Raw genomic sequence first — 13,282 nt, forward strand, 5'->3', positions numbered from 1 at the left:
TTGAATGCTTGAATGCTTGAATGCTTGAATGCTTGAATGCTTGAATGCTTGAATGCTTGAATGCTTGAATGCTTGAAATGGTAAAGCTCTGAAAATACAAGGTCAACAAAATGCAAAAAAGTCACTCGCGCTATTTTATTGGTTTAGATTTATCTAGTACTGACAAGTTGGCTATTGCTAATTGGCGTGACAAGCAAATATTTGCAGCGACAGACAAGCCTGTTCCGGTTGAGAACTTTCATATTACTTTGTCGTTTTTAGGGCAAGTGCCTCAGAATAAACTTGAGCAGTTGGAAATGCTATTAGATGCAATTTCAACCAAAAGTGTTAACACAATAACCAATGAACTTGGTGTATTTAGTAAACCTAAAATATTGTATTTGGGTGTGGAGTTAACGCCTAGTTTGCAACAACTAGCCAAGCAATGTTTGGGGATTAATGGAAAGTTAGCATTCCCTAGTCCACATGAAGTATACCGTCCGCATATAACACTAAATCGTAAACACGCAGAGGCTGTACCTATCCTGTTTGAACCGCCAAAGCTTGAATTAAACTTCACTGAGTTTCATTTGTTTGAGTCTGTATCAAGTTCCAAACAAGGTAAACCACCGCATTATCCTAAACGCATGAGTTTTAGACTGGAATAAGCTGTAAGCGAAAAGCGAAAAGCGAAAAGCGAAAAGCGAAAAGCGAAAAGCGAAAAGCAGAATTCAATTTACAGCAATCTCAATCAAGTATGTGTTACTAATGTATGTAAGAATCCATTCACAATAAAATATCACTACATACCGGTAAGCTAATTAGGTACATGAAACACTATGAACATTACAAAATGAATAACTATGAACAAAGTATCGTTAGGGTTTGTGATTACATTAATCAGAACCTTGATGATGACTTAACCTTAGATAGGTTAAGTGCGGTATCGGGGTTTTCTAAATATCACTTTCATCGTGTTTTTTCAGCTTTCACTGGGCTTAATTTAATTAAGTTTATTCAGATGTCACGCTTAAAGCGCGCGTCTTTTAGATTGGTATTTAAAGCTGACATTAAAATTATCGACATTGCGTTTGAAGCTGGATTTGAAAGTGCCGAGGCTTTTTCTAGAGCCTTTAAGCGCGAGTTTGGGCAAAGCCCTTCTGAGTTTAGAAAGTCTCCTCAATGGCTTAACTGGCACGACAAAACCGATACATTAACCCTAGCGTTAACAGAAAAAACGGATACTACAATGGACGTTAAAATTGTTGATTTTCAAGAACAGAAAGTAGCGGCGCTGGCGCATCGTGGAGATCCCAAACTGCACTACCAAACATCTATGAAGTTTATTGCTTGGCGTAAAGCCAGCAAGTTGTCACCAATAAAAACCAGCAATACTTATGGTATTCCTTATTCTGATCCGAACGTGGTAAAAGCAGAAGATTTTCATTTTGATCTTTGTGGCGCGGTCAAAGCAGACATTCCAGAAAATAAATTTGGTGTGGTAAATCAAATCATTCCAGCAGGACGTTGTGCCGTTGTTCGTGATATTGGTAATCGAGATGACTTAAAAAAAGGCGTTTATTATTTATATCAACAATGGTTGCCAACAAGTGGTGAACAATGTCGAGATTTCCCTGTGTTTTTTCATTATGTTAATTTTGTTCACGACGTACCTGAACATGAAGTGATCACTGATATTTATCTACCAATTAAATAACTTTTTACTTACAAGCTTTTGGTTACCAGCTTTTCACTTATAAGCTTTATCCAATTAGGAATGTTTAAAATATGACGACTTCTTCTAACAATATGTTTCTTGTCGGTTCTTTACCGTCTGTGTTTATGAAAACCGCCGCACCTATTATTTTAATGATGTTGGTCAATGGTTCGTTTTCATTAGTTGATGCTTACTTTCTTGGTGAATATGTTGGAGCACATGCTCTTGCAGCTGTTACTTCTGTGTTCCCTGCTTTTATGTTATTGGTGGCTTTATCAAGTTGGGTGTCTGCGGGTTTTTCGAGTGTGATGGCAAGGCTGTTGGGTGCCAATAAAAAAGATGAAGCTATATCGGCTTACGGCCAAGCGATGACTTTATCTATGTTTGTTTGCTTGGTGTTGATTTTATTGTTTTTAGTCGGCGGTAAGGACTTAGTATTATTTGTTAATTATGGTTCAGAAAGCTTATCTAGCATGAGTTATGATTATTTATCTTTAATGATATTTTTCTCACCACTGTTATTTATTCTCACTATTAATAGCGACAGTTTACGTTGTGAAGGACAAATGGCTTTTATGGCGGTTGTGCCTTTGTTATCAGTATTTTTTAATATTGTGTTTAACTACATTTTTATTGCGATGCTTGGCTGGGGCGTAGTTGGTTCTGTTTACGGTACTTTGTTAGCGCAAACCTTATCCCTGTTTGCTGTGTACTTATTTCGCCGTTACAGTAAAACCGCGTTAAAGGTGTCTATTGTGCGCTTTACTGCGAACCGTAAGTTATGGTCAGATTTTTTAGCCTTAGGCGCGCCAACGAGTTTGTCTTATGTTGGTGTCGCACTTTCTTCTGCTTTTATTTTATATAACTTACAGATATGGAGTAACGCAGACTACAACATGACCGTTGCGGCTTATGGCATTATTACCCGAATTATGACGTTTATTTTTCTGCCTTTGTTGGGATTGAGCATGGCGTTTCAAACCATTTTAGGCAATAACATTGGCGCCAAAGAAGGGTTAAGATCGAACAGCGCAATTAAAATCGCCATCATCATTGCTTTTATTTATTGTGTATTTTGCCAGTTGTTTGTTTTGTTGCTTAAAAACCAATTGGGCGGTGTGTTTGTTAACGATATATATGTGGCTACAGAAGTGGCGCGTATTTTACCTATTATGTCATCGGCTTTATTTTTATTAGGCCCGTTGATGATGATTGGTGTTGTGTTCCAAGCCATGGGCGATGCTAAAAGAGCTGCTATTTTACGTTTGGCAAAAGTGTATTTATTCACCCTGCCGTTGATTTTTATATTGCCAATCTTGTTTGCCGAAACAGGTATTTGGTTAGCAGGCCCGAGCTCTGAATTATTAGCCTTATTTTTAACTATTGGCGTTTTATATCAACGCCGTCAAAAGTTAGGCAATCCATTTGGCTTATTCTTTAAAACTGAAAATGATATTAACGCCAAAGAAAATAATTAAACAAAGTGCTAAGAATCGGTATCTGAGCCTATTGCCTCTATATTAATAATAGTCGAACGATTTAACGTTATTTTATAACGCTGGGTATGTTGTTGCTGTTGTTTATTTGTGTGCATTAACACAACATTAATTTGATAACGTCGTTCAACCGCTTGTTTGGTTATTTTATTACCATCTAATGAATATAAGCGCCCTTCGCCTTTTTTCAAGAAACGTATAAAAGGCGTTAAGTTAAACGTAATACGTTGTTGAATTTCGTCGTACCCGGGTAAAAAACTTTTGGCAGAAACCCGAGTGTCACTACGAAAATGTAATAATTGTGCGGCTTGTTTATTTTGTTGTCGGCGTGTTTGAAATAACTCATCCACGTGCTTAGGCAAGTCTTTATTACGAATGTATTCAAGCCAAATTGCTTGCCCCGCTATTCTACTTTTATTAACACTATGACTATAAATGATCTTCCACTTTGGTAGACCTTTTTGAATACGTCGCCAGATCATACGGGTAATATCTTCTTTAAATATTTCTCGCAGGCCATAAATTACGCCGAGCATACCAACCAATGCAATTGTTACTTCAGTAAAGTTAGTGCGGGCATTTAGTACCAACAACATTACAAACGCCATAATTACCGCAGTAACAGAGCCACGCACAATACGATTTAAATTTCGGTTGAGATTTTTAAATTCTTTTTGAAACACCACACCATATTCAATTAATCTTTGCAGCAAGCGCATTTTATTGGTGATGCGATTTGGGTCACCTAAAGTGACTTGTGTATTGTATTGATTGTCTTCTCTGTATTCACTTTCACTGCGACAAAAAGTTAATAAGAAGTTTCTCTCACTGGTAAATTCGCTGCTTTTGGGGGCTCTAGATAATAGCTTTAAAAAAGATTGTTCGACTTGCCAGCTTAAATAATTGTCGGCATTTTCAAAATACGCTCTGAGTTTTTTATCTGGCGGAGCATACCTTCTTAATTTTTTCAGTAAGCCCGAGATCTGCTCTGCTAATATAATGGCTTGTGGATAAAACTCTTCGCTCTCGGTTAACTTAAGAGTTTGTTTTATGTCGGTATCTAACGCTAAACGAATTTGATAAGAAAACAAATTCAGGTTTAAACGATAGTCCGTTTGCTCACCTTTTTGTTGACTGATAAAGCGGCTACGTACTAAAGGTAAATGCAACTGATCTGAATAATAAGAACTGTAATTTTGAATACTATGATGAAAATAGTTTTCTTCTTCTAAGGTTTTAGGGCTGATCCCCATTTCATCCGGCAAAGAGAAATATAGGTCGACCCGCTGCTTATCACTCGGCAATAGTTGGTAACTGACTTTTATAGAAAGGTTTTCATCTTGGCTAAGTTTGATTTTATTCAATTTTCTATTTATCTCCCCGTCGTTATATCGTCAAGCCTGAGTCAAATGAGTATGCCTTATTTTTACCTCATTACCCACATTAATCAATTACAGTTTTTAACCTTAATCAGTAAAAATACGGATGGCTAGTACCTGGTTGAACACCTGATAGCGATCACGATTACATTCCCATTACAATTGATAGCTTTTACCTATTAGGGTGATAGATATTAATAACTAGATTATATATTAGATTGAACTAATGTAACTACAACAAAGACCAATAATCATTAAATTAATTAAAAAGGAATAGTTATGAGTTGCGATACAAAATTAAAACCAAGAAAAGTAAAAACAAATACACAAGTTAATGCCGACACTAATATTTCTGAGGAGAAAAAAACAATGAGTTCAACTATGGTTCGTAATGAAATGCCTGAATTTGAGATGGAAGCCTATGACTCAAGTACAGGGCATTACACAACAGTTTCTAGTAAAGATTACAAAGGGAAATGGGTAGCAATTTGCTTCTATCCTGCTGATTTCACTTTTGTTTGTCCAACTGAAATTGCAGCAATGAATGCAAAATACGATGAATTTCAAAAGATGGGGGTTGAGATCTTACCGGTTTCTGTTGATTCTAAGTTTTCTCATAAACGTTTTGTCGAAACAGAACCTGTCTTAGCCGGTTTGAAATTAACTATGGGTGCAGATACAACTCAACAGGTCAGTCGTGACTTTGGTGTTTTAATTGAAGAAGAAGGTGTAGCTCTACGAGGCCGTTTCCTTTTTAATCCTGATGGTATTTGTGTAGCTCAAGAAGTTCAGGCTGATTCAGTTGGTCGTAATGTGAATGAGTTCCTACGTCAAATAGAAGCATGGCAATATGCGACTGAAACAGGTGAGGTTTGTCCAGCAGGTTGGAGACCAGGTAAGAAAACTCTTCCTGTTAATACTGATGCTGAACAGATGACTGGTCGCGTAGGTGATTACATCACTATCGAAGAAATATTGAGTTAAAAAACTCTAATTGAAAAAGACGGGAATTCCCGTTTTTTTATATGTTAAAAAATAAAAAACCGCCAATGAAGGCGGTTTTGGTTTTTCTGTTTTATAAATAGTAAAGCTAACTAAAGTTGGGAACTATTGTTACACACACTCTTTTATAAAACGGCTTTAATAATGTCTAAGCTAATAATCACCTTAGACATTAATCATGACAAATACAAATTATTATGAACAGTAAGGTGCAATATCCGTACTCTTAACCAAACTGGTTCATCGTATTATCTTTACCACCAGCTTTTAATGCAGCTTCACCAGCAAAGTATTCTTTATGGTCGTCGCCCATATCAGAACCAGCCATGTTTTGATGTTTAACACAGGCTATACCTTGACGAATTTCTTCACGTTGAACACTTTTAACGTAACCCAACATGCCTTGGTCACCAAAGTATTCTTTAGCAAGGTTATCCGTAGACAATGCCGCTGTGTGGTACGTTGGCAATGTGATTAAGTGATGGAATATGCCAGCTTCTCTTGCTGAATCTGCTTGGAAGGTACGGATTTTTTCATCGGCTTCCATCGCTAATTCAGTTGCATCGTATTCAACACTCATAAGATCAGCTCGGTTGTAGTTTGATACGTCTTTGCCAGCTTCAGCATAAAGGTCGAATATTTGTTGGCGGAAGCTTAGCGTCCAGTTAAATGATGGGCTGTTGTTGTAAACTAGCTTAGCATTTGGCACTACTTCACGAATACGATTAACCATGCCACCGATTTGTCCTACATGTGGTTTCTCAGTTTCAATCCATAATAAGTCAGCACCATTTTGTAATGACGTTATGCAATCTAGTACACATCTGTCTTCACCTGTACCGGCACGGAATTGGAACAGGTTAGATGGTAAACGTTTCGGACGTAATAATTTACCGTCACGATTGAGGATAACATCGCCGTTTTGCAATTTACCTGGAGCAACTTCTTCACAATCTAAGAAACTGTTGTATTGGTCGCCTAAGTCACCTGGTTCATTGGTAACGGCTATTTGTTTAGTTAAGCCTGCACCTAATGAGTCAGTACGAGCAACAATAACACCGTCATCTATACCCAGTTCTAAAAACGCGTAACGTACTGCACGTATTTTGGCTAAGAAGTCTTCATGCGGAACCGTAACTTTACCGTCTTGGTGACCACATTGTTTTTCATCAGATACTTGGTTTTCAATTTGAATACAACAAGCACCCGCTTCAATCATTTGTTTTGCCATTAAGTAAGTGGCTTCTGCATTACCGAAACCAGCATCAATATCTGCAATAATTGGCACAACATGAGTTTGATGATTGTCGATTTCACTTTGTACTTTTTTCTCAGTAGCTTTATCGCCAGCTTCTCTTGCATCGTCAAGTTGACGGAACAAACCACCTAACTCACGTGCATCCGCTTGGCGTAAAAAGGTATATAGCTCTTCAACTAAACTGGCTACTGATGTTTTTTCATGCATTGACTGGTCTGGTAAAGGCCCAAACTCAGAACGTAATGCCGCAACCATCCAACCAGAAAGGTATAAGTAACGTCTGTCTGTACTATTGAAATGTTTCTTAATAGAGATCATCTTCTGTTGACCAATAAATCCGTGCCAGCAACCTAACGATTGGGTGTATTGTGATGGATCTGCGTCGTATCTGTCCATATCTGTACGCATAATAGCGGCGGTATACTTAGCAATATCTAAACCCGTTTTGAATTTATTTTGTGTACGCATTCTTGCTGCATACTCAGGGCTAATTGCATCCCAGCTTGCACCACGAGATGCTCGGATAGCCTCTAATAGCTGAATTTCATTTGTATATGCTGACATAGTTGTACCCTCTTAATATCATTTATAATAATTATAGTTATTTTAAATTTACTCAGTTAACGACTCACTTTTTGCGAGCTGGAGTAAATCTGTTGATGACAACTCTAATCCAAACGACTAACATTCAACAAATAGATAAATCACATACATAGGATTCACAGAATGAATATTAGTAAAATAGATCTCAATTTATTGGTATACCTAGATGTATTATTACGAGAGAAAAACGTAACTCGCTCAGCAGATCAGCTTTCTATTACTCAACCGGCTATGAGTAATGGCCTAAAACGGTTACGAGATTTATTTTCAGATCCTATATTAGTGCGAACTTCAGAAGGCATGATGCCAACGGCTCGTGCTTTGCAATTACAACCTGTGGTACGCGATGTTTTATCTAAACTAGAAGCGACTATTCAGCCAGAAACAGAATTTGAACCACTAAGTTCAAGCCGTACCTTTAGAATAATGGCCAGTGATTATGCGGAAACTACGCTACTGGCAAAGGTTCTGGGAGAATTACGTACCAAAGCGCCTAGCGTTACTTTAGATATAGTTACGCCGTCAGACGTTAGTTTTCACGATGTTGAGCTTGGTAAAGTAGATATGGCAATTAACCGCTTTGAAGAGTTGCCGATGTCATTCCACCAAAAGGTAATTTGGTACGATACTTTCAGCTGTATGGTGAATAAAGACCACCCTTGTCTGCCAAACTTTGACTTAGACAGTTACTTAGAACATCAACATGTTTGGGTGAGCAAAACCGGCTTTGGTGTGGGCGTAGGTATTGATCCTACTGAAGTTCAGAAGCTAGGTTGGGTAGACGCTGAGTTAGATAGATTAGGAAAAAAACGTAACATTCGTGTTTTCACCCGTCATTATCACATGGCGATGTGGTTAGCTAAAGAGCAAGGCTTAATCGCAACATTACCCACCAAAGCAACTGAACTATATGCCGACAATGATAAGGTAAAGGTACTAGAACCACCATTTGATATTCCACCAATTGCATTAAAAATGGCTTGGTCACCTTTATTACACCATGATGTTGGTCATATTTGGCTAAGACGTTTAATTGTAGATGTTGGTAGCAAGTAAGCTCGCTACTAAATCAGCTCTACCCTCTTATTTTAAAGGATACATTACCTTTATTCATAATATGTATGATGGCTATATAAAAACAAAGCTAGATGAATTTTAGTAAATAACTTTACACTGTCGCTATAAATAAATGTCAGCATAAGTTTGAGAATAGTTATGAATAATATAGTGCAGGGTAGAGAACACGTTAAATCTGGTCAATTATCTATTGATGCCGAGTTGTATAACTTTGTGAATACTCAGGTGTTAGATAAAATTGATCTTAACAAAGAAAACTTTTGGAAAGATGTCGAAAAACTTACCACAGAGTTAATGCCAATTAATGAAGCCCTACTGCAAACCAGAGACAAACTGCAGCAGAAGATCAATAACTATCACAAAAAGCACACAAACTTAGAGCCAAAACATTACAAACAATTTTTAACTGAAATTGGTTACTTACAACCAGAACCTGCAGATTTTAACATCACGAGTACCAATGTAGATGATGAAATTGCAACAATGGCGGGCCCTCAGCTTGTTGTGCCTGTAATGAATGCACGTTATGCAATTAATGCGGTAAATTCTCGTTGGGGTAGTTTATACGATGCGTTATACGGCACTGATGTTATTAGTTCAGACAAGGGGGCAGAAGTACAAAGTACTTACAATCCAATACGTGGACAAAAAGTGGTGGAATACGGCCGAGACTTTTTAAATAAAAATACACCTTTAGCAACTGGTGACTTTAATCATGTTACTGGCTTTAAAATTGAAGCTGGGCAGCTAGTTGTTCAAACAAATTCTGGTGACACGTCATTAGCGCAAGCAAGTCAATTTGTTGGTTACCGTGGTAATGTTAACGCCCCTACTGATATTGTATTACAGCATCATAAATTACACATCATCATTAACATTGACGCCAATCACCCTATTGGCAAAACCGACCTTGCGCATATTAAAGATATTACGCTGGAATCTGCCCTAACCACGATTATGGACTGTGAAGACTCTGTTGCCGCAGTGGATGCTGAAGATAAATGCATTGTTTATCGTAATTGGCTTGGCCTAATGACAGGTAATTTAACAGAAACCGTTAATAAAAATGGCAAACAATTTACCCGTAAATTAGCTGACGATGTTGAGTTTTTAACCCCGAGTGGCATAGCAACATCCTTAACCGGACGTGCACTTATGTTTGTACGTAATGTGGGTCACTTAATGACAAACCCAGCTATTTTGGTTAATGGCAAAGAAATACCTGAAGGTATTTTAGATGCAATTATGACATCAGCTATAGGTAAAATTGATTTGTTAAAGTCTGCGACAGTTACTTTAACAGGGTCAAGATCGGCAATTAAAAATTCACAAAAAGGTTCTATCTATATAGTAAAACCAAAAATGCACGGAGCCGACGAAGTCGCTTTCACCAATACCCTGTTTGATAAAGTAGAAGATACTTTAGCTTTACCACGCCACACCATAAAAATGGGCATAATGGATGAAGAGCGCAGAACGTCACTTAATTTAAAAGCTTGTGTAGAGCAAGCCAAACACCGGGTTGTGTTTATCAATACTGGATTTTTAGACCGCACCGGCGACGAAATTCATACCAGTATGGATGCCGGCGTATTTGCTCCAAAAGCTGAACTTAAAGCAAAACCTTGGATCCACGCTTATGAAGAGTCAAACGTAGCTGTTGGCTTAAATTGTGGCTTTAAAGGCAAAGCGCAAATAGGTAAAGGTATGTGGCCTATTCCGGATCAGATGGCGCAAATGATGAAAGTTAAAATTGGTCATCCAAAAGCAGGCGCGAATACCGCCTGGGTTCCATCACCAACCGCTGCCACTTTACACGTAATGCATTATCACCAAGTTAATGTAAGTGATATTCAGCAACAATTACTGGGCACGATAACCTCAGACATAGACACTATTTTAGCTATTCCGTTAATTACTGATGAATGTGAGTTAACCAAAGAGTTGATCAACAAAGAACTAGAAAACAACGCCCAAGGCATATTAGGTTATGTAGTGCGTTGGGTTGACCAAGGTGTTGGCTGCTCAAAAGTGCCAGACATCAATAATGTAGGTTTAATGGAAGACAGAGCAACTTGTCGTATTTCAAGCCAGCACGTAGCCAACTGGTTACATCAAGACGTATGCACAGAGCAACAAGTAAATGACGTATTATTGCGTATGGCAGCTGTGGTAGATAAACAAAATGAACACGATCCGTTATACGAAAACATGACACCAAATGTTGAAGACTCATTAGCGTTTCAAGCGGCAAGAGATTTGATCATAAAAGGTGTCGAGCAACCAAGCGGATATACCGAACCTTTGTTGCATAATTATAGATTGTTGAAAAAACAAGAAATAGCTAAGCGTTAATGGTAAAGCTCCAAATAACAAAAAATCATAAAAAACCGCCAACTGGCGTAATGCCAGTCAGTTAAGCGAACATCAATAAAATAAAGGGCTTCAGAGTGATTTTAGAAAATCATACTGAAGCCCTTTTTGTATCTACGCTTCGACTTATTTATAGGCGTTTTTCCGTCTAGCTAAATTTTGAATAAAACATGAATGATTATTCAAAAAAGTGACTAACTGATCGGCATTAGCCAACTGGCGGTTTTGTTTTTTAATTTACGCTTATGTATCTCTGCGCATTTTTTCAAATAAAGAGGGTTCCCAAGGTCGCATCGCAAATAATAAGCCCATGTGCTTTCTGCTACTTAACGGCAAGGCGCTGTCCTCTTGATTCATAACCGCTACTTCTTTAGTAAGTTGGTTCAATTTTAGTTTAATCGTTTCAATTGAAGATTCAGAATAACGACCTCTTAAATAAAAACGGAAACTTCCCTCTTCATTAAATTTGGAATTCATGAATTTTGTCATGACCTCCGTCTCCATATATTTCTCCAACGGTCCGTTTTTTCTCCAGCGGAAATCTTGTGCGATGAGTAATTTATAATGATTCTCGGGTAATAACTGAATAATATTAAGTCTGTCCAACTTAGCCATCAATTGAACCGCTTTAAACTCATCTATATCGTAATAAGAAATAATTTCGTTGTAAGTCCAGCCATCTATTACACAAATAGCCAGTAATAGCAGTTGTGGATTTTCCATCAACTCTTGTTCTTGTTCTTCTGTTAAGTGTTGTAATTGCTTTTTTTGTTTTTCAGATAACAAAAATAAATCAGATAATTCAATGCCTATAATGTTACATATTTGCTCCAAACGATTAAGAGTAAAACTGTCTTTGGCAAAAATACGTTTAATGTTTGCTTCGCTTAACTCTAACTTTTCGGCAATTTTCTTATAGGTAATTTTTTTATCTCTCAACAGCTGCTTTAGCGTTGAGGTTATTTGTTGAATTTGACTCATAAATCGTTCCAAAACCGCATAAAGTACAGTTTTAATATACTTAAAGTCTCGTAAATTACTACAACAAACTTAACAGTTTACAATTTTTATACCTAAACATAGTCTAATTCCAGTTGAGACACTCAACAAAAACAAAAACATAATTAAAATTAAAGGAACATGAATATGAATAAATTAAACTTAGTAACTATCACTGCACTTATCGTAATGTCTATCAATTCTGCTCATGCAAAAGGACCTTCGGAAAACGCTAGCACCGCGAGCAAACACTCACTACTTGCAGGTAAACATAGTCTCAAAGCGACCGGACAAGTAGCCAGCGGCGTTGTTGCAGTACCTCTTATGGTTGTTGGTAGTGTAGGAACATTAAGTATGGGCGCGGGTTCAGCTCTTATGGAGTCAGCGACTGGATCTACAAGTGAACCACTAGAAATTTCAGACGTTGTGATCACCGCTGATAAATCTCCAGCTGATGCAATGAAACAATAAAATACACCCAACTCGAAACCAATAAAAGGAAGTTAAGATGAATACCAAGCAATTAATACTAGTTATATTTAAGCTAATAACGCTATTGCTAATATTCTCTGCTGAACCAACTTGGGCGGGTAGTAACCGCTCAAGTGATATTCAACATGAGCCTCTAGTCGTTAGCGAATTTGCAAAAAATGTAGAAAAATACGCCGCCAGTCAAGGCGCACGAGCATTTATTATAGGTAGAGTTGGGCAGCCAGAAAAAGACCTACCAAAAGGAATTGCCTTTACTCATACCGCCATTGCTGTTTATTCAAGCATTAAGTTGGAAAGCGGAGAGTTGCTTAAAGGTTATGCAATTTACAATTTATACCAAAATGACAATAACTTAGACCGTAGTTCTTTAGTAACTGATTATCCTGTTGATTTTTTCTGGGGCGTTAGTAGCTTAAAAGCTGGGATCATTATTCCAACTGAGTCATTACAACAACGTTTAATTCAAGCTATTGCAGCAGGCAACGGCGAGGCAATACATAACCCTAAGTATTCAGTACTAGCAAACCCATTTAATACTAAATACCAAAACTGTACTGAACACACGTTAGATTTAATTAATTCTGCCATATATGAAACGACAGATATCAAACAATTAAAGGTAAACTCAAAAGCCTACTTTAATCCGCAAAAAGTAAAAATGAATGGATTGAAGTTAGCGTTAGGTGGCCTGTTTATGGACGGCGTACATAACAGCGACCATAAAGGAAAACCAAGAACGGCAACATTTACCAGTATTGCAAAATATCTTCAACAATTTGAATTGATGAACAAAGCAGTAACACTAAATGCAGAAGGCGAAGTGACACCTCTATTAAAAAGCTAAAACTAAATCGAGGTGCGGAGTTAAATAAGGTGCGGAGTTAAATAAGATAGCAATTTAATTCTG

General features: G+C 37.5%; 11 protein-coding genes. 8 read left to right on the forward strand and 3 right to left on the reverse strand.

What is annotated here, in order from left to right; genetic code table 11:
- Nucleotides 1-110: 110 nt before the first annotated feature.
- The 3 genes from thpR (at nt 111) to Q0940_RS14895 (ending at nt 3,174) form a co-directional block, all read left to right on the forward strand.
- Entirely contained in the window at nt 111-647 is a 537-nt protein-coding gene (gene thpR / locus Q0940_RS14885) for an RNA 2',3'-cyclic phosphodiesterase (RefSeq protein WP_299270205.1), read from the forward strand.
- A 161-nt stretch (nt 648-808) separates the two neighbouring features.
- Nucleotides 809-1,696 (forward strand): GyrI-like domain-containing protein, encoded by an 888-nt coding sequence (locus Q0940_RS14890; RefSeq protein WP_299270209.1) that lies wholly within the window; start codon nt 809-811, stop codon nt 1,694-1,696.
- A 71-nt stretch (nt 1,697-1,767) separates the two neighbouring features.
- Nucleotides 1,768-3,174, forward strand: coding sequence for an MATE family efflux transporter (locus Q0940_RS14895; RefSeq protein ID WP_299270212.1), 1,407 nt, complete (start codon nt 1,768-1,770; stop codon nt 3,172-3,174).
- 8 nt (nt 3,175-3,182) lie between these two features.
- Here Q0940_RS14895 and Q0940_RS14900 read toward each other — a convergent pair whose 3' ends face one another.
- Nucleotides 3,183-4,556, reverse strand: coding sequence for a hypothetical protein (locus Q0940_RS14900; protein ID WP_299270215.1), 1,374 nt, complete (start codon nt 4,554-4,556; stop codon nt 3,183-3,185).
- Between the two features lie 294 nt (nt 4,557-4,850).
- Between Q0940_RS14900 and Q0940_RS14905 the strand changes: the two genes are divergently transcribed.
- On the forward strand, nt 4,851-5,555 hold the full coding sequence (locus Q0940_RS14905) for a peroxiredoxin (protein WP_299270218.1): 705 nt from the start codon (nt 4,851-4,853) through the stop codon (nt 5,553-5,555).
- A gap of 244 nt (nt 5,556-5,799) precedes the next feature.
- Here the strand turns inward: Q0940_RS14905 and Q0940_RS14910 are convergent, their stop codons facing one another.
- Entirely contained in the window at nt 5,800-7,395 is a 1,596-nt protein-coding gene (locus Q0940_RS14910; RefSeq protein ID WP_299270219.1) for an isocitrate lyase, read from the reverse strand.
- Nucleotides 7,396-7,557: 162 nt separating this feature from the next.
- Between Q0940_RS14910 and Q0940_RS14915 the strand changes: the two genes are divergently transcribed.
- Both Q0940_RS14915 and Q0940_RS14920 read left to right on the forward strand, forming a co-directional pair.
- Nucleotides 7,558-8,490: a LysR family transcriptional regulator gene (locus Q0940_RS14915; protein WP_299270222.1), complete on the forward strand. Its 933-nt coding sequence runs from the start codon at nt 7,558-7,560 to the stop codon at nt 8,488-8,490.
- A gap of 159 nt (nt 8,491-8,649) precedes the next feature.
- Nucleotides 8,650-10,866, forward strand: coding sequence for a malate synthase G (locus Q0940_RS14920; RefSeq protein WP_299270225.1), 2,217 nt, complete (start codon nt 8,650-8,652; stop codon nt 10,864-10,866).
- 261 nt (nt 10,867-11,127) lie between these two features.
- On the opposite strand, the gene Q0940_RS14925 is transcribed toward Q0940_RS14920, so the two are convergent.
- Entirely contained in the window at nt 11,128-11,865 is a 738-nt protein-coding gene (locus Q0940_RS14925; RefSeq protein ID WP_299270229.1) for a helix-turn-helix transcriptional regulator, read from the reverse strand.
- 165 nt (nt 11,866-12,030) lie between these two features.
- Between Q0940_RS14925 and Q0940_RS14930 the strand changes: the two genes are divergently transcribed.
- Nucleotides 12,031-12,354 carry a hypothetical protein gene (locus tag Q0940_RS14930; RefSeq protein ID WP_299270231.1) on the forward strand — a complete coding sequence of 108 codons (324 nt, stop codon included), beginning with the start codon at nt 12,031-12,033 and terminating at the stop codon, nt 12,352-12,354.
- A 37-nt stretch (nt 12,355-12,391) separates the two neighbouring features.
- On the forward strand, nt 12,392-13,219 hold the full coding sequence (locus tag Q0940_RS14935; RefSeq protein WP_299270233.1) for a DUF2145 domain-containing protein: 828 nt from the start codon (nt 12,392-12,394) through the stop codon (nt 13,217-13,219).
- Nucleotides 13,220-13,282: the final 63 nt, after the last annotated feature.

It is taken from the genome of uncultured Psychrosphaera sp. (genome assembly GCF_947500655.1).
In the GTDB taxonomy this organism is placed as follows: Bacteria; Pseudomonadota; Gammaproteobacteria; order Enterobacterales; family Alteromonadaceae; genus Psychrosphaera.